Origin of the sequence: Halalkalibacter oceani (assembly GCF_023715705.1) — a bacterium.
GTDB classification, from domain to species: domain Bacteria; phylum Bacillota; class Bacilli; order Bacillales; family Bacillaceae_D; genus Halalkalibacter; species Halalkalibacter oceani_A.
The window spans coordinates 61,154-79,085 of the sequence record NZ_JAMBOS010000012.1; the positions used below are offsets into that span (position 1 = coordinate 61,154).

Consider the following 17,932-nt stretch of genomic DNA (forward strand, 5'->3'; position numbering starts at 1 on the left):
CTTCTCATCTAACAAAAAAGATTACACATGTAATATTAATTAATATTACATGTGTAATCTTAAAAGTCAAGACATTCAAAGAAAAACGACAGGGCCGTCTTTCCCTTTTTAAAACGAACAGGTGACTTCACGCGCCACAGGCTTTAACAGATCGCTTAAGGGCTGGGACAAGGTAAAAAACAACCTTTTGTCCCAGCCCCGATGTTCGGACGTTTCAATTACCGCTCAACCGATTGGTATATCCCTTCCTGTTCTAAGATGGAAAGCGCGATTTCAGAGGCCACCCTTCCCCCAGCCTGCCGCTCTCCTTCAATATGAACGGCAAAATAGTGCGGTCCTTCGTTCGTTTCCACAAATCCAACAAACCAGCCACTACGATCTTCTCCGTTAAACGTTAGGGTCCCGGTTTTTCCATATAAGCGCGCACCGTCTGATTGCTCCAGCAGGATCGCGTCTTTTACCGTTTCAATATTTTCCTGAGCGAAGCCGAGCTGATTCTCATACAGCTTTCTCAGCATCTCGATCTGCTCTACCGGGGAGACCATAAGCGAGGCATCGGCCCAGTAGTTTTCCAGACTGCCCGATAATTCCGCATTGCCGTAATCAAGCTGCTCATAGTAACGCTGCAAGTCCGTTCTGCCCAACTGCTGATCAAGCTGCTGAAAATACCATGAAGCTGAGCTGGCCATCGCCGTGAACAGATCATGATCACGATTCCACTCCTCATATTGATAGGTGGTTCCGTCCCAGGCCATTTTTGAATCGGCTCTCGTAATCACTCCCGCCTCGAGCGCCAATAAGGCGTTGAATACCTTATAGGTCGAGGCCGGCGCGTACCGTCTTGTGCTTACTTCCCGATTATAAACAGTATATTGGCCTGAAGCAGGGTCAAACAGCACTGCACCACCTGAAACAGTGTCAAAGAAATGGCTGTAATCTTTATAAACAGCCTGTTCACCCGAGAAATGATAGTGATCGGCGTTTACCGCAAACGCCGAAAGCGTCGGCGTACTTAGTAACACAAGTGCTAACATAGCCGTAAAAACAAATGAGCTTTTTAGCTTAAGCTGCGGTGATTCCCGTTTGAAGTCGACAATTGTTACAATTCTTCGTTTTACTTCTTTATATGAACTGCTTATTTCAGAAGCGACAACGAGTGGAGACGTTCGCTGGGAAAGCGTAGCGAATTTTAAAATAACCTCAGCATAATGAAGATGCTCTTCCTCGTCGACCTGTTTTAGCACGGCATAATCACAGGATACTTCCATCTCGGTTTTCATTTCCTTTAAGAAATACGAGACGAACGGATTAAACCAGTAAATCGTCCGAAACAGCCCGAGCAAATAATTGACGAGCATATCCTTTCGTTTACTGTGATACAGCTCATGCAGCAAAATGTATCTCAGATCATCCTTTGTTAAATGAGAGATATCCTTCGGTAACACAATATACGGGCGAACGACACCGAAGGTAAGCGGTGATGTAATCAACGCCGAATGACCGAGTACGACCTTTCTTGAAAAGCCGATTTTGTGCTGACAATCATCCAAAAGATTGGACAGCTGCTGATCGTCGACGACTTGCAGACTTTTTTTAATGCTAAAAATACGCCTGTTACTGTGCAACGTCAGCAGAAGCATCACCGCCATGCCGGCGACCCAGATCAGCAACAAAACAGAATCGACGTGGCTAATAGACGACTGCTCCACCGCGACCGAAAAATCCTGCAGCCAGGTTCCATTCTGCCCTTCTGTCCCCGTTTGAGTGGCCGCAGTTTGATCCCCGGCCAAATTGGGACTGAGCGAGCGGTAACGGCTGAGCCACTCAGCAAACGAATTGAAATTCAAAAGATGAACGGGAAAAAATGGCGCAAGCAGGAGCAGGAAAGAGACCACACTGATCCGGTACAGCGTGTTGACCGTGACATGATGCTTGACCGCTTTTTTTAAGCAGATCACGACAACGAGCAGGAGGGAAATAAGCAAATTGCTAATTAGAAAAAGAGTAAAGAAAGAATGTTCCATGTTATTCCTTCTTTCTCTTACGTTCTTCTAAAATATCATATAGTTCATTAATCTCGTCTTCGGACAGCTTATCCTTCTCTAAAAAGTTCAACACCATTGAATTAAGCGTCCCGTTATAAAAACGATTTAAAAAGCTTTGGCTCTCGACTTCAATGTAGTCGCTCTCTTCCACATTCGGCACATAAACAAATACGCGCCCGTCTTTATAATGGTGCAGCGCCCCTTTTTTAATTAAGCGTAGCAGCATCGTCTGAATCGTCTTCGGACTCCATGAACTCGTTTTTGACAGCTTTTCAATGACCTCTTTCGTATTACTGTGCGGATGCCGCCAGATGATCTTCATAACCTCTAATTCTGCTTCAGAAATCTGCGGTAACTTTTTCATCTCTTACCCACCCTTAAACTTACTAATGTAATAGTTCAATTATAGGACCGCCCGCTCAGGAAGTCAACAGAGGAGAAAACAGGCGAAGCCCTTGTCCGATTGTAAAAATTTTGTCCGGAGATAATAAAGATAATAACCTTTTCAACAATCCGACCAGACTGCCGAAGCACTCATTTTAAAATAAATGGTAATTATGAGAACCGACTGATAAAAGCATAAAAAGTCGGGTTGGCTGCCGGTTCACCTGTTATGATATGACAGGAGAAGGGAGGTACATTCATGGAGATGTTTAAAGGAATGAACGAGGCATTAAATTATATTGAAGAAAATTTGAGTAACCACATTGATTTAAAGGAGGTAGCTAAAGTTGCCTTGTGCTCCGAATATCAATTCAAACGTCTTTTTGCTCTTTTATCAGGTATTACCATCTCAGAATATATTCGGAGAAGACGTTTGACATTGGCAGCATTGGACTTGAAGGATCCAAGGGTAAAAGTGATCGATGTAGCACTCAAATATAGATATCAATCACCGGATGCCTTTTCACGCGTATTTCAAAGCTACCATGGCGTTACTCCTTCAGCTGCCAGAAATACAGAGCAAAACGTAAAAGCCTTTCCAAGAATGAGCTTTCAATTAACGATCCAAGGAGGAACCGAGATGAATTATCGTATTGTTGAAAAAGACCCATTTACCGTGGTGGGGGTTAAATATGAAGTTGAGATGGTGAATGAGTTACTAACACCGACTTACGAAAGTATGATAGCTGCAATCAGTGATACCGAGATGAAAGAGCTGGAGTCCATCGCAAATAAAGAGCCTCACGGTATCATTCATGTTTCAGTAAATTACTCAGAAAATGATGAAGGGAAGGCAAGCTTTGACCAATATATCGGGGCAGCCACGTCACAAGAGCCGTTAGAAAAGTATTCCACTTTAGAAGTACCTGCCTTACTATGGGCAATTTTTGAAGTAGATGGAGACTGGGAGCAGGTTGAAGAACATTGGCAACGGATCTATTCAGAGTGGCTTCCTTCATCATCCTATGAATTGGCAGAAGGTCCAGAAATACTAGCTAGTAACGATCAAAAAAGTCAGATCTGGATCTCGATTCAGGAGAAGTAAATAAACGTGGCTTCTATTCATGCTTTCCATGAAGGTTTCATTTGAAGTGGATGTCGGCAACTATTTATAGGAGGCTGGGACAAAAGGTTGTTTTTTTTACCTTTTGCTCCAGCCTTTGCCTTGTCGTATACATCCTCTTCACGTTTTGAATCCTGTACACCGGGCTCCCGCTCTTATTTTTGGATGGGAGCAGCGTTTTCTTCTATCTCCTTCTCGCTCACGACAGCCGGCTCGGTTTTCTCCGCCAGTTTGCCTTGCACGGCGGCGAGCTTGCCGTGCATCGTCGACACTTTATCCCGTCTGTCGTCAATCCGGATATTTGTCGCGACACGCTTCACACCGTGCTTGAACGGAACTTCATGGATCGCCTGAATCACCTCGAACAGAACAGACAGCTCTCCTTCGATCAGCGTGCTCATCGGCGTCAGCTGATAGGTGATTTTTCCTTCAAATTGCTTTAGCACGTGATGAATCTCAGCGACATGTGAGCTGACGCTCGTACCCTCTGTGCCAATTGGAATGATCGTTACATCGACAATCGCCATATGCTTCTCCTCCTTTATACGGATCGGCCGCTTGACGACGAGCCTTTCCGGAAACTCTTTTGCAGCCAGCTTGCGATACGACTCGATCGAAGCAAGCAGGTGCTGATGCTCGGGTTCAGCGGTCGTAATATGAATTTGGAGCCAATAGGAAATCCGCAAAATCAGGTTTTCGAGCCAGCGGAACCCTTTCTTCGTCATCAAAGCCGCGACGACCGGAATCGCAGCGATCGCCCCATATGAGGCAAGTGCCAAGGAAGGTTCTCCGATACCATTGAAGCACGAAATAAGAACGGTTAAAACGAGCACGCTGCCAAAATAGATCACCACCGTATTGGTCGAACAATAACGGTTTGTGATCGCCGCCCGCTTGATCCCCGGCATCCCCGCGCGGCGAATGACGCCTTTCGTGCTGAACACTTTATGCTCGGCGCCATGATAGCGGCGCAATTGCGCCGGAAAGATAAAGTGGGTGCCAAACATAAAGTAAAGCAGCACATAATAGGGGAGTCCTTCCCATCCGGCAAAATAAGCGGGTAGCAGCTTTGGAATAAAGACACTGCCAAGCACAGTCAGGCTGAGCAGCTTAAACCAGAGCGGCATTGAAAAGAAAATCTGTTTCCCCATAAGGAGCAGTGTTTTGGCGCTTAAAGGCTTCAGCCAGCTTTTCAGCCGTGACTTTTCATGATAGGCACAGGCCACGTGCTGCCTGCCAATATAGAAGATTCCTTTTTGATAGGACAGCCCTCTTACCTTCATCGCGACACCCTTCCTTTTCTATGCTAGTAGCTCATTACCCAATGCGGCACATTCGCTGCTCCATCAAAGACAGGCTCTGTAAAAGCAGCATCCTCTTTTACGAGCGGGCTGTGCTCCACCCATGTATGCAAAAAGTGAAGCTCAATTTGCTCCAGCTCAATCTCCGCCCCTACGACTTCGACTGAGACAGAGCCGAGATTGCCATAGGTCATATTTTCCTCAACCTTGTTCGAAAAAGCAAAAATAATGCCATTGTCGACGGTCACGCCCGCCGACTCCTCAATCACTTGATCGCCATAGCGCAGTTCGAGCTGTCCCTCTGCGAAGCTGAGGTCATGGCGCGGTTCGCCTGTTGCTGGATCGGTGACGGTTATCCCGATATAATCCTCACCATACATTCCTTCCTCCGGCATGGTCGTCCAATCCCAGTTCGCTTCAACCCGCACCCCATCGTCTGTCGGGGTCTTATCAACTTCCATCTCCATCACTTCCGGAAGCCGTTCATTCGTAATCATCTCTTCCTGCTGCAAGAAATGATAGCCGCCAAGTATCATGACAACCATCAAAATTCCTGGCAATATTAAAACCGGTTTATTTCCTCGAAACATGTACAGCCGCTCCTTTATTGTCGATCAATCTGTTTCCATCCGGATCAATTGCATCTGCTTAGTATAAAAAGCCCGGTATGTAAAAACGGTCACAAGCATCGCGCTGATGGACACCGCCACAAAAATACTAAGCGAAATCACAATCTGATAGCGAATCGCCACATGCGGCGATACCCCGGCTAAAATCAGCCCGGTCATCATCCCCGGCAACTGAACGAGACCGATCGTTTTTAATCCGTCAACATTCGGAATCATCGCAGCTTTGACGATTTTGCGAATCAGAAGCTGCGAAGCCTCCTTCGGCGTCGCACCGAGGGCAAGCGCCGCCTGCAGCCGGTCATGATTTTGCCTAAACTCCTGCTTCATCCGCTCAAGCGCCAGCCCGATTGCGACCATGCTGTTGCCGATAATCATCCCGCTCATTGGAATGACCTGCTCCGCAGTGAAGGAAATCATGTCGAAGCCGATCCACATCGTCAGGACGACGGCTTCCACCGCACAAAGAATCAGGAGGACAACCGCCAGGACGGACGGGATGCCCTTCCCTTTTTTTGCCGCATGTATCCCGGCCACCGTAATCATGACGATCAGCATAATCGGAATGCCAACGATCGGCCGCAAGCCGAAAAGAAAGGTCAGCAAATACCCGATCAAAAACAGCTGGATCACACCGCGGACGCTCGACCAGGTGATGCTTTTTTCTAATCCTAACGCATAGAGGTAGGAGAGCGAAAGTGGAATCAGGACAAAAACGATCAAAAACAGCATCGACGTATTCGAAATCTCCGGTGCCATCAGGCGCTCCCTCCTTCTTCATCCCGATAGAGAAACCGCCGCGCTTCCAGCGTCTCCGGATTGGCAAAAAAAGCAACCGACTCCTTTTGCTCCACCAAACGGCCTTTGTCAATGAAAAATGTCAGATCGCCAAGCCGCTCGGCCTGCTCGAGATCATGCGTCACCATCAAAATCGTCTTCCCCTGCTTCTGTAAATGTTTGATCAGTTCCTCGACAACAGCGGCATTCCGCAGGTCCAAGGCGCTTGTCACCTCGTCGAGTAGGAGAACCTCGGGCTCATTGGCGAGCGTCCGGGCTAAAGAAACCCGCTGCTGTTCACCGCCTGAAAGCTCCTCGACCGGCTTTGCTAAAAAATCATCCGTCAGGTGAACCGCTTCAAGCAAGTCAAGCAGCCGGGCTTTAGACCAATTAAGATTATGTAAGCGCGGTCCGTATAAAATATTATCCTCGACCGTTCCTTCAAACAAAGCCGGGCTTTGAAACGCCATGCCGATCCGTTTGCGCAAATCCTTAATCGCAAAGTCGGTGATAGGCTTGTCCCGATAATAAATCATCCCGCTCTTTCGCTCTTCCAGACGGTTCATCAGCTTTAGCAGGCTGCTTTTTCCCGCCCCGGAAGGACCGATGATCGTAACAAGCTGACCCCCTTCAATTGAAAAGGTCATATCCGTCACCCGGTCGCTTCCGACGTTCTCCCATCGAATGTCCAAGTTGCCACCCCTTTAGCTCTTGCTCCTGTTTTTTTATTATACAGGAATCAGCCCGTGAACAAAATGAAGAGGCGGGGATAAAAGGCTGTTTTTACCTTTATCCCCGCCTCTAAGTAATGAACGTAGCCGTAGCCTGTTTTTGAAAGCCTTGCTACGAGTGGGGTTTCTCGTAGCAAGGCGCGCAATGCGCGGAGCGATTACTCTTCTTCGAGTTATGAAAAAGGACGTTTTTCAGTGATCTCGTTGTAAGCCGGTTTCGTTTCAAGCTCACTATTTTACGCTTCCCCTGTCAGCCGGCGGTAGGCCGCATGATTCGTCGGTCCGATGCCGCCGCCTATCGCGAGTGAATGAGTAATCGCCGCTGTAATAAAAGCCTTCGCCGTTTGAATCGCTTCAAGCGGGGCAGCTCCTTTAGCAAGCTCGGCGGCAATCGCCGCGGCAAATGTACAACCGGTACCGTGAGTATGCTTTGTCGCAATCCGTTCTGTCTCCAGCTCGTGAAGCTCATGGCCATCATAGACGAGATCGATCGCCGGTCCGTCCGGCAAATGGCCGCCTTTCAGCACAATGTAGGCCGGTCCGAGCTGATGGAGCTTGACAGCCGCCTCCTTCATCTCGGCGAGCGTCTGCGGCTCTTCGCAGCCGAGAATCTTGGCCGCCTCCGGCAAATTCGGGGTGATGACCATCGCCTGTGGCAGCAGTTCTTCAATCAGCGCCTTTACCGCTTCCTCCTGTAAAAGGGAAGCGCCACCTTTGGCAATCATCACCGGATCAACAACGAGACGCTTCACTTCATACTGCTTCAGCTTCCGGGCGACAAGTGAAATAATCTCCGCTGAAAACAGCATCCCTGTCTTGGCGGCGTCTGTGCCAATATCGGACAGAACGGCATCGAGCTGCGCTTCGACCGCTTCGAGCGTTTGCGGAAAAACGCCGTGAACACCGAGTGTATTTTGGGCCGTTAGCGCCGTAATGACGCTCGTCCCGAATGTATCAAGTTCTTGAAATGTTTTTAAATCAGCTTGAATGCCGGCTCCGCCCCCACTATCCGAGCCGGCAATCGTCAATGCTTTTGCAAGCGTCATCTTACATTCCTCCATTTCCTAGTAACTAAAGCGTTCCGGCCTGCATGAAGCGAGCGGCGCATAGTCCTGTTTGCCATCCAGAATATCAGCAACAGCTTTGGCCGTCACCGGGCTGAGCAGAATACCGTTGCGATAATGACCGGTCGCAAAGATAACATGGGGCGCCTCAAGCAGCGCTCCCAGTAAAGGAAAGCCATCCTGCGTTGCCGGCCGCAAGCCGGCCCATGTATGAAATGGCGTCATTTCCTGCAAAAAGGGAAAGATGTTTTTGTTCCAATTTGTCAGGCGGTCAATCCCTTTTTTTGTCACCTCCGTCTGAAAGCCGGCAATGTCCTCCGAAGCGCCGTTGACGAGCGTTCCATTGGCCTTAGGCACGACATACCCCTGGCTCGTGTAGACGATATGATTGATCCGGCCGACCGCCAGATCATAGGCACAGATTTGACCGCGAATCGGATAAACAGGAATCCGGAGATCGAAAACACCCTCAAGCTCCTGCGCCCATGCGCCCGAACAGACAATCAGCCTGTCTCCCTGAAAGATCCGGCCGGACTTAGAGCGAAGAACGATCTCTTCCCGCCAGCGTTCGACCGTGACCTGTTCAAGCTGCTCAGCAATCGTCACACCGTGGCGCCGACAAGCCGCCTCAAGCGCCTTTACATAATCGGGAGCAAACAAATGGCTTTCCTCCGGGTAATGCATCGCTGCGATTATCTGCTCCGATAAATCCGGTTCAAGCTGGCGCAGCCGGTCGCCTGTAATGATTTCCGCTTCTACGCCGAACTGGCGCTGCCACGCCTGGCGCGTTTCCAGACCGAGCAGCTCCGCCTCGTGATAGACCGCATGGAGACTTCCGCTTTCCGAATACTCAAAATCAAGCCCGCTTGCCTCCTTCACTTCTCTCTGCCAGCGCGGGTAGAGATGCAGGCTGTCGAGGCAGAGCTGAAAGAAATCGTCCGGGTCCTCGCCAATTTCGGAAAAAGGAGCAAGCATTCCGGCCGCTGCTCCGGATGCTTGCCCACCGCATGAAGCTTTCTCAACTACGGTTACGTCATAATCACGGCGACTCAGCTCAAATGCTGTCGCAAGCCCGATTACCCCTCCTCCAAGAATGAGGATTTGCTCTTTCACATCGATTCCCCCTCGTTGTCTTTGCTAGTTTGAAATCAAGGATGTCAAACCGCTGCTTGCCGTCGCATATTTCTTTTTCGGAATGCGTCCAGCTTCATAGGAAAGTCTTCCGGCAGTGATCGCATGCTTCATCGCCAGCGCCATCTTCACCGGATCCTTTGCCTTGGCGACAGGGGTATTCATCAGCACCCCGTCAGCTCCGAGCTCCATCGCCTGCGTGACGTCCATCGCCGAGCCGAGCCCGGCATCGACGATAATCGGGACGGTCGCCTGCTCGACGATCAGCTGCAAATTGTACGGATTCAAAATGCCGAGCCCTGTTCCGATCGGCGCCCCGCCCGGCATCACAGCCGCCGCTCCGGCATTTTCAAGCTTTTTGCAAAGCACCGGATCATCCGACGTATAAGGCAGGACGACAAAGCCTTCAGCAGCCAGCACCTCTGTTGCTTTTAACGTTTCAATCGGATCCGGCAGCAACGTTTTCTCGTCGACGCTGATTTCGACCTTAATCCAGTCACTCAAGCCGGAGGCGCGCGCCAGACGGGCAATCCGGATCGCCTCTTCAGCCGTTTTCGCCCCTGACGTATTCGGCAGGTACGTAAAGCTCATCCCGTCAAGATGCTGCAAAATCGCATCCTCATTTGGCGCCTCCAAATTAACGCGGCGAATCGCGAAAGTCAGCACTTCCGCCTCCGAAGCGCGAATCGCTTCATTTTGGACAAATGGGTTCGGGTAGCGGCCCGTCCCAAGAAAAAAACGCGAGGACAGCTCCTTGCCGGCAATCGTTAATCGACTCTCTTTCATCCTCTCATCCCCCTCCGACAAATTGTACAAGCTCAATTTTCATTCCGGCTTCAAGCGTAGTCGCCGCCCAATCAGCCCGGTCAATGATCTGACCGTCAAGCTCGGTGACGACAAGCTGCGGCTCTAATTGGAAATGCTGAACAACATCGGCAAGCGTCGCTGCGGCAAGCTCATGTTGTTCTCCATTAATGATCAGCTTCATCATGCTTCCTCCTTATGCCGTTCAAGAATATCCGTAAACTGCTCGCAGACAGCTTTCACATCAGTGGCGCCGACGATTTCACTAATCATGCAAATCCGGCGCGCTCCGGCCGCCAGCACCTGCTCGACGTTGTGGAGCTTAATCCCACCGATCGCGACAAACGGAATCGTAATTTCAGCGGCAACCTGCTGAATGTAGGCCGTCGTCACCGGATCGACGACATCCGCCTTGCTTTTCGTTTCAAAAATCGGACCGACGCCGATATAGTCGGCCCCCTCCGCTTCCGCGGCGCGCGCCTCCTCAATCTGATGAGTGGAAATACCGATGATTTTATCCGGTCCGACAATGTTACGCGCTTCAGCGAGTGGAAGATCATCCTGACCGAGGTGAATCCCATCAGCATCTACCGCCAGCGCAACATCGATATGATCATTGACGATAAAAGGGACTCCATATTTCTTCGTCAGTTCGCGCAGGGCCTGCGCTTTCTGCAAAACATCACGCTTGCTGCTCGTTTTATCGCGAAGCTGGACAATATCAACGCCACCCCGGATCGCTTCCTCCATGACCTCAATAAGATCACGGCCTGGGTGAAACGCCTCTCCTGTAATCGCATATAGCTGAAAGTCCTTCATTCAATCTCACCTTTCTTCCTTGCTTAGTCTGCAAAAAAGCCGTATCCCAACGAATGTGGAATACGGCTGCAATATGAAAAATGAATTGCATCGACTTCCCTACGCTGGTATGAGCCAGATCAGGTACAAGGGTAAAAGGAACACCTTTTTCTCAGCCTGCTTTCTGCAGACACCCCTAGTCTAAACATACTGATTATCTTTTCACTACCTTCATTATGACAGATCCACTTAAAAAATCAATAAGAAAAGCCCTCAGCGGTTTTTCTTAAAAGCACTGTGTGGAGCCAGTGCCACTCCTTGAATTACTCCGGAAATTTTTTACCCTTACATATAGTTGCAATGGCTTCACTCGCCACAAGCCCGTTGTGAGAAACTCGAAGAAGAGTAATCGCTTAGTAGCTATGCCAAAAGGTAAAAATCGACCTTATGGCATAGCTACTTATTCAAAAAGCTGGACAAGTACCTCTTCCTCAATGTCAAAAACCGATTCATAGCGGCTGCCAAGCAACAAATAGTTGCCGTCCGGGGCAATCTGCATCCGTTCATGGTTTTCCAATTCAGCCAGTTTTTCCTCGGCATTTGTCCGGACATGATAAGCGATTAATTCAAAGCCATCATCATAGCTTAAAAAATCACCGCTGTACTTCGGCCGGGCAAAATAAAAAATTTCGTTTGCTCGATCATAGCTGTAAAATGGAATCCACCATTGCTCCGAATACGTATTTAAGATCGGCATTTCAATCTGCTGCACCTGCTCGCGTTCCCGAAAGAAACTGTACTTCGAATACAGATCATACACGCTGTCCACGGTGACCATCAGCGAGAGCTGACCCGGAAAGCTCATGAAAGAAATCACGTTTTCCCGCCAGAGCTTCTTTTTGTCATTCTCCAAATTCGCAATGTATAAAGGCGCCTGATAGTTCGGCTCCAATTCATCCCATAGCAGGTAGGCGACTTCTGTTTGCGACAGCCATTGAATATAAGGCTGTTCCAGTTCAACCGGCTTGACTTCATTCGTCCCTACATCTACAAGGTAGCCGGCATACTCCCAATCAGGCAAAAATGCGACAGCAAGCAAACGATCCTGCTGGTACGGATTCCAGAAAACGGAGTAATCATCGCCAAAACCCTCTATCGTCATCTGCTGCTCTCCTGCTGTGTCGACGATCACGACCTCCGCCTCATGCTCCGGGGTGATCAGTTGAATCGCAAAAAGCGTGTAATCAACGTTGGGGGCGATATTGATCACCCAGCCCTCCCCCTGAAAAAAATCAGCCGTCTCCCCTGTAAGCAGGTGATACGTATGTATGCTGGAATGCTCACCATCTTCCGTCAAGTAAAAAACCGCCTCTTCGCTATACCAGCCTGTTACCTCTGTTATTTCTGCCTCCGAAAGGGGCACTACGGGGGAGCCGGTGAAGAAAGAATTAGGCACGTCACGTTTTTCCGGCAAGTCTGTCTGCAGCTCCGGCGATGGATGGCTTTCCAACTGCCCGGACGTACAGGCTGACATGACAAAAAGCAAAATAAAACACAAAAACAATCTTCTCAAGCGGCTCTCCCCCTTCCACTCATAGTCATAAACGCTCTCTTTATTAGACGTTCCAGCTGCGAAAATGTTTCAACTTTCCAAGAAAAAATTTCAGCGAACTGATCCTTAAGGAAGAGGGGGTGAGCCAAAAGGATTAATTTTCTTTTGACTCACCCCTAAAAAAAACATTATCCGTAAATAAAACGCGCTCCGGCAATTCCTGGATTCGTCATCTCCTTCGGATCGAGAATTTCGTTCAGCTCTTCCTCTGATAAAATACCTCGCTCCAGACAAATTTCCCGAACCGGGCGTCCGGTTTGAATCGCTTCTTTGGCAATTCTTGTCGCGACTTCATAGCCGACATGTGGATTAATCGCTGTAATGATCCCGACGCTGTGCTCGACAACATGACGGCAATGCTCGATATTGGCCGTAATTCCTTCAATTGCGTATTTCCGGAAAACATCGATCCCGTTTTTAAGAATCGATAAAGACTGAAGCAGATTGAATACAAGTACCGGCTCCATCACATTCAGCTCAAGCTGCCCCGCCTCTGACGCAATGCTGATCGTATGGTCGTTACCGATGACCTGGAAGGAAATCTGGTTGACCACCTCACACATGACCGGGTTGACTTTTCCCGGCATGATCGAAGAACCCGGCTGGCGCGCCGGCAAATTAATTTCATTTAATCCGGTACGCGGTCCTGAGCTCATCAGACGCAAGTCATTCGCCATTTTTGACAGGTTGATTGCCATAATCTTTAACGCACTTGAAACCTCCGTATAGGCATCTGTATTTTGCGTCGCATCGACTAAGTCCTCCGCCGTCTTAAACGGATACCCTGTTAGATCGGCTAAGTACGTCGCTACTTTTTCAATGTATTCCGGCTTCGCGTTCAGACCGGTCCCAACTGCCGTCGCTCCCATGTTGATCTCATAAAGATGATCAACAGAGCGGCTGATCCGGCGCAGGTCGCGGCTCAGCACGCGGCGATAGGCGCCAAATTCCTGCCCCATCCGAATCGGCACTGCGTCCTGAAGATGAGTGCGTCCCATCTTTAACACACCATCAAATTCGATTTCCTTATCCTTCATCGCCTCGATTAAACGCTCGAGTTCTTCGCGCAGTCCTTTGGCCAGCGAAAGGCAGGCGATATGAATCGCCGTCGGGAAAGCGTCGTTCGTCGATTGCGCCATGTTGACATGCGTATTAGGACTGACACGCATGTACTCTCCTTTTTCCCCGCCGAGTATTTCGATCGCCCGATTGGCAATGACCTCGTTGGCATTCATATTGAAAGACGTGCCGGCCCCACCTTGAATCGCATCGACAATGAATTGATCCTGCAGCTTCCCGTCGATGATTTCATCAGCCGCGGCCATAATCGCATCCGCAATATTGGCCGGAAGCACGCCGACATCGCGGTTAGCCATAGCCGCCGCCTTCTTGACATAACCAAATGCCCGAATCAGCTCAGGATGGGGAGGGTAACCCGTGATTGGAAAATTCTCTCTCGCGCGCATCGTCTGAATTCCGTAATAGGCATCCTTCGGTACTTCTTTCTCACCAATTAAATCTCGTTCCGTACGATATGTTGACATCATCTTAGCTCCTTCATCTATATCAATCAATGATTGTCCTTACATTATACTATGTGAATGGATTATATCTGTTGACGGCTCTCGCTTGCCAGCCAGGCTCCGCCTATCACTCCGGCATCATTGCCAAGCGTTGCTATTTTAAAGCGTACCCCTTCTTTTACCCGCTGTAACGCGTAGCGGGAAAAATAGTGCTCAATCACCGCAAGCAAAGGCTCTCCTGCTCTTGAAACGCCACCGCCGATCACGATGATTTCAGGATTGAGCGCATTTGCCAGATTGGCGAGCGCCAGTCCCAGATGAAAGCCGACTTCTTTAACAACCTTTTCAGCAGTTTCATCCGCTTCAGCATACGCCTCAAACACCTCTTTTGCAGTAAGTACACCGTTTCTTTGTAAATGGCGGTGAAGCACGCTGTCAGGCGCGGCAGTTGCTTGCTCAACAGCCAGCCTGGCAATGCCGGTCGCTGAAGCAATCGTTTCAAGACAGCCTGTTTTCCCGCAGTTGCAGGGCGCTCCCCCTTCAGCGACAGCGGTAAGATGACCAATTTCACCGGCCATCCCGTTGACGCCGTGAAGAATGCGGCCATTGGAGATAATTCCGCCGCCCACGCCGGTACCGAGAGTGACACAGAGCAGGTTTGCCGCTCCTTCCCCTGCTCCGCGCCACATTTCACCGAGCGCGGCCATATTGGCATCATTGTCCACCACGACGGGAAAGCCTGTCTTTTGTTCAAGCTCGTCTTTCAGTGGAAAATTACGCCAGCCAATATTCACCGCCTGATGGACAAATCCGGTCTCCATTTCAAAAAAACACGGGGCACCGAGGCCGAGGCCGGCGAGCCTGACATCCTGTTGTTTGTGTTTTTGCCATTTTTGCGCGATCTCATTCGCGATATCCCTTGTAATATACTTGCCTTCATCCTGTTTGTTTGTAGGTATCTCCCATTTTGTGACGATGTCACCCGTTGCTGTGACAAAGGCCATTTTAATCGTCGTACCACCAACGTCGATACCTACATACCACTCTTTCATTATCGTCACCTTCTATTCCTTTCGTCCTGACGCTTCCTGCCGTAAGATGAGCAACGCTTGTTGAAACACAGTCTGATCAATCATCTTCCACTCATAAAGCTCGCGAATCTCGCCCTCCATCAATTCAAGATCGAGCCCGCGATCTTTTGTATAAATGATTGTCCCGTATTTTTTCAGGAGCTGCATAACATCAAACATTGTTTTCACGATCCTCACCTCACCCTTATTATAACAGCTTCATAATGGTTACGAAAAGGAGCCAAACTAAAGGAGTGAAGGCAATATACGTATAACGCCAAAGAACCTGCCGAATTTGAATTTGTATGAAAACTCCGAGAATAAGAGCAGCCGCAAACAGGACGCTGACAAACAGTGTAAAAAACGTTCGCAATTCAATTAATCCCCACTCGACGCCCATCAGGAAAAACAAAAAAGCGAGCAACGAGACCACAATCCGGTCATCCGGATGAAAGAAGCCGAGCGTCGGATGGAAGCGCCTCATGCTGGCAACAATAAACAGCAGCGCGACAACAGCGACGAGATAATCCAATAACCGCAAACTGATCCATCCCGTTAAAAACATCCCCGTAAGCATACCGAGATAGCATAGAAGAGTAAAACAAACCGTCAGTAAAATGAGCTGTAGCGGCCGGATCTGTTCTTTCGGCGCAACGAGTAATCCACCAACCGTAACGCCTATCGTCACGATAAAGATCAAAATGGTGAGAATAAACCACATGCTGATCTCCACACCTCTCTTTATACTTTAATTTCTTCTGTCTCAGCCTTGTCAACAGATTCTTTATGGTATGATATGTACGAATGGACAAATTAAGAAGAGCCGGATCAACAACGGATGATCAGTAAAGGAGACTGAACATGGAACAAAAAATGAAAGAAGTGATTGACCGGGCCTTGTACGGGGCTCCGGAAATTAAACCTGAGGAGCGGAATCTGTTTCTCTCCACTCTCTTGGAACGGATCCACCTCGCCCTTACTAAGAAACAGGTCATTAACAAAGGGATGTACAATGAAGTCATTGAGCTGATGAAAACAAAGCGCAATCTTCAACTTTATTTAAATGGCAACCTTGGCTACAGCCATTTTTCCAACTACATAAAAGAAGCTGGAACGCACGGCGTCAGCTTCACCTTTGTAACGCCAAAAAAGCTGACCCCCTTCGGTCTGATCGTTGCCGATCAAGCCGACCCCATCGAAACGAAGCAGCTGTTTATTAAAGATGAACTGTTTGAGCGCGATATGGAGGAAAGCGGCGCCGATTTCCTCCCGTAAGGATAGCCCGTTTGACATAAAGCAGTCAGGAAAGAACCCCTCTTTCCTGACTGCTTTACTAATTGCCGGGAATAGCTCCCACTTTGAAAGCCTGACAAAAAGAAAACAAAACCGCTTAGCTTTCCCCGTTAGCGGTCCGGATCGTTTGGATGAATCGCGACCGGGCGGCGATTTTTCAGTGGCATCGGGGCACGGAAGATGACATCCCGCAAAGCGCGACCGTTAAAGGGCAAAAACGGCCACATATACGGCGTTCCAAGCACTTGAATCCGGATGAGCATCAGGAGCCAGACCGTAATCCCGACGACGAAGCCTCCAAGACCGAACAGCGCCGTCGACAGCAAAAGCGCGACGCGAATCAGACGGTTGGCGAGACTTAATTCATAGCTTGGCGTCGCGAATGTCCCGACGACCGCCACCGCCAAGTATAAAACAACCTCCGCCGAGAACAGGCCAACATTTATCGCCACCTCGCCGATTAACAGGGCAGAAACCAGTCCCAATGCCGTCGCAAGCGGATTCGGCGTATGGATCGCCGCCATCCTCAGCATTTCGATTCCCGCTTCGGCTACGAGAAACTGAGCGAACAGCGGTACAGCCCCTTCTTTTTCCGCGCCGATGAAGGACAGCACCTCCGGGACAAACTGCTCATTCGTCGCGAGCAAGTACCAAAGCGGCATTAAAAATAATGAAGCCCAGACTGCACCAAAGCGCACGATCCGCAAACTGGCGCCGACGACCGGCTTTTGCCTGTATTCCTCGGCATGCTGAAGATGATGCCAGAACGTACTCGGCACTATCATCGCGCTTGGTGAGCCGTCGACGAGCAGCAGAATATGCCCTTCAAACAGATGGGTCGCGGCAACATCGGGACGCTCCGTGTACCGAATTAGCGGATAAGGCTGATAGTGATGACCGAAGATAAACTCTTCAATGCTTTTATCGGCCATCGGCAGCCCGTCCGTATCAATTTGATCGAGGGCTTGCTTCATCGCCTCGACATATTCCTGGTCAGCAATATCGGCCAGATAAACAAGCGCTAGGTCCGATTTCGACCGCCGCCCGACCTTGCTATACTCAACCCGCATGCTGCGGTCACGGACCCGCCGGCGGATCAGCGCCGCATTCATCACAAGCGTCTCGACGAAGCCATCCTTTGAACCTCTGATCACTTGTTCAGTATCCGGCTCCTCCGGCCCCCGGACCGGATACTCCCTTGTATCCAGGATGATGACCTGATCAAGTCCTTCTACGACCAATGCCGCCGGGCCGGCAAGCACCTCATCAATTACCTCATCCAGATCATCGCTCTTGGCAATCTCGACATAAGGAATCTGATGCTGCATCAGTGTATCTAACGGATTTTCTTTTAACCCGTCCTCAGGCAGCCGGTTCAGTTCACGCTGAATTTGCGTGAGCGCCGCATCCTTGCCAAAGCCGTCAACAAGAAAGAGCCCCATCCGCCGGCCGCCGTGCTTTAGTTCCAAATGAATCAGGTCAAAGCTCGCATCGACACCAAGCTCGTCTTTTAAAAAGGCGATGTTCTTCTCAAAATCGCTCGTGACCGGGTGCTTTCTTGACTCCTCTTCCATGAAATGACCTCCATTTCACAATCCGTTGATTCCTTTCAAGTATTCGCCTGCGACCCGCTTTCCATTCATTGTCCAA

19 protein-coding genes and 1 riboswitch are annotated in these 17,932 nt (G+C 49.5%); of the genes, 2 read left to right on the top strand and 17 right to left on the bottom strand.

Annotated features, from left to right (window positions below; translation table 11 throughout):
- Positions 1–218: 218 nt before the first annotated feature.
- Together M3212_RS12645 and M3212_RS12650 are read right to left on the bottom strand one after the other, a co-directional pair.
- A complete protein-coding gene (locus M3212_RS12645) occupies positions 219–2,024 on the bottom strand; it encodes a BlaR1 family beta-lactam sensor/signal transducer (protein WP_251194347.1) in 1,806 nt (601 codons plus the stop codon).
- A 1-nt stretch (position 2,025) separates the two neighbouring features.
- Positions 2,026–2,409 (bottom strand): BlaI/MecI/CopY family transcriptional regulator, encoded by a 384-nt coding sequence (locus M3212_RS12650; protein ID WP_251194348.1) that lies wholly within the window; start codon positions 2,407–2,409, stop codon positions 2,026–2,028.
- A gap of 279 nt (positions 2,410–2,688) precedes the next feature.
- Here M3212_RS12650 and M3212_RS12655 point away from each other — a divergent pair, with 279 nt between their 5' ends.
- Positions 2,689–3,534, top strand: a complete 846-nt coding sequence (locus M3212_RS12655; RefSeq protein ID WP_251194349.1) for an AraC family transcriptional regulator — start codon at positions 2,689–2,691, stop codon at positions 3,532–3,534.
- Positions 3,535–3,707: 173 nt separating this feature from the next.
- Here the strand turns inward: M3212_RS12655 and M3212_RS12660 are convergent, their stop codons facing one another.
- The 14 genes from M3212_RS12660 to M3212_RS12725 all read right to left on the bottom strand — a co-directional run bounded on the left by M3212_RS12660 (position 3,708) and on the right by M3212_RS12725 (position 15,710).
- Complete coding sequence (locus tag M3212_RS12660) at positions 3,708–4,835, bottom strand: MTH1187 family thiamine-binding protein (RefSeq protein ID WP_251194350.1); 1,128 nt, start codon at positions 4,833–4,835, stop codon at positions 3,708–3,710.
- A gap of 23 nt (positions 4,836–4,858) precedes the next feature.
- On the bottom strand, positions 4,859–5,443 hold the full coding sequence (locus M3212_RS12665; protein WP_251194351.1) for a hypothetical protein: 585 nt from the start codon (positions 5,441–5,443) through the stop codon (positions 4,859–4,861).
- A gap of 24 nt (positions 5,444–5,467) precedes the next feature.
- A complete protein-coding gene (locus M3212_RS12670) occupies positions 5,468–6,238 on the bottom strand; it encodes an ABC transporter permease (protein WP_251194352.1) in 771 nt (256 codons plus the stop codon).
- Entirely contained in the window at positions 6,238–6,948 is a 711-nt protein-coding gene (locus tag M3212_RS12675) for an ABC transporter ATP-binding protein (protein ID WP_251194353.1), read from the bottom strand. The genes M3212_RS12670 and M3212_RS12675 overlap by 1 nt, the downstream gene beginning before the upstream one ends.
- 275 nt (positions 6,949–7,223) lie before the next feature.
- Positions 7,224–8,033 (bottom strand): bifunctional hydroxymethylpyrimidine kinase/phosphomethylpyrimidine kinase, encoded by an 810-nt coding sequence (gene thiD, locus M3212_RS12680; RefSeq protein ID WP_251194354.1) that lies wholly within the window; start codon positions 8,031–8,033, stop codon positions 7,224–7,226.
- 18 nt (positions 8,034–8,051) lie between these two features.
- Positions 8,052–9,164, bottom strand: coding sequence for a glycine oxidase ThiO (gene thiO / locus M3212_RS12685; protein ID WP_251194355.1), 1,113 nt, complete (start codon positions 9,162–9,164; stop codon positions 8,052–8,054).
- Positions 9,165–9,188: 24 nt separating this feature from the next.
- A complete protein-coding gene (locus tag M3212_RS12690; RefSeq protein ID WP_251194356.1) occupies positions 9,189–9,968 on the bottom strand; it encodes a thiazole synthase in 780 nt (259 codons plus the stop codon).
- Positions 9,969–9,972: 4 nt separating this feature from the next.
- Positions 9,973–10,170 (bottom strand): sulfur carrier protein ThiS, encoded by a 198-nt coding sequence (thiS, locus tag M3212_RS12695; RefSeq protein WP_251194357.1) that lies wholly within the window; start codon positions 10,168–10,170, stop codon positions 9,973–9,975.
- Entirely contained in the window at positions 10,170–10,805 is a 636-nt protein-coding gene (thiE, locus tag M3212_RS12700) for a thiamine phosphate synthase (protein WP_251194358.1), read from the bottom strand. Before thiE ends, thiS begins: the two co-directional genes overlap by 1 nt.
- Before the next feature lie 79 nt (positions 10,806–10,884).
- Positions 10,885–10,992: riboswitch (TPP riboswitch) on the bottom strand.
- A 252-nt stretch (positions 10,993–11,244) separates the two neighbouring features.
- The gene (locus M3212_RS12705) at positions 11,245–12,357 is read right to left on the bottom strand and encodes a hypothetical protein (RefSeq protein WP_251194359.1); all 1,113 of its coding nucleotides are present in this window, start codon (positions 12,355–12,357) and stop codon (positions 11,245–11,247) included.
- Positions 12,358–12,524: 167 nt separating this feature from the next.
- Entirely contained in the window at positions 12,525–13,940 is a 1,416-nt protein-coding gene (gene aspA / locus M3212_RS12710; RefSeq protein ID WP_251194360.1) for an aspartate ammonia-lyase, read from the bottom strand.
- Positions 13,941–14,002: 62 nt separating this feature from the next.
- Positions 14,003–14,971 (bottom strand): ROK family glucokinase, encoded by a 969-nt coding sequence (locus tag M3212_RS12715; RefSeq protein WP_251194361.1) that lies wholly within the window; start codon positions 14,969–14,971, stop codon positions 14,003–14,005.
- Positions 14,972–14,983: 12 nt separating this feature from the next.
- Entirely contained in the window at positions 14,984–15,178 is a 195-nt protein-coding gene (locus M3212_RS12720; RefSeq protein WP_251194362.1) for a YqgQ family protein, read from the bottom strand.
- 19 nt (positions 15,179–15,197) lie between these two features.
- A complete protein-coding gene (locus M3212_RS12725) occupies positions 15,198–15,710 on the bottom strand; it encodes a hypothetical protein (protein ID WP_251194363.1) in 513 nt (170 codons plus the stop codon).
- Between the two features lie 140 nt (positions 15,711–15,850).
- Here M3212_RS12725 and M3212_RS12730 point away from each other — a divergent pair, with 140 nt between their 5' ends.
- The gene (locus tag M3212_RS12730; RefSeq protein ID WP_251194364.1) at positions 15,851–16,264 is read left to right on the top strand and encodes a YueI family protein; all 414 of its coding nucleotides are present in this window, start codon (positions 15,851–15,853) and stop codon (positions 16,262–16,264) included.
- A gap of 128 nt (positions 16,265–16,392) precedes the next feature.
- Here M3212_RS12730 and M3212_RS12735 read toward each other — a convergent pair whose 3' ends face one another.
- Positions 16,393–17,856, bottom strand: coding sequence for a spore germination protein (locus tag M3212_RS12735; RefSeq protein WP_251194365.1), 1,464 nt, complete (start codon positions 17,854–17,856; stop codon positions 16,393–16,395).
- Positions 17,857–17,932: the final 76 nt, after the last annotated feature.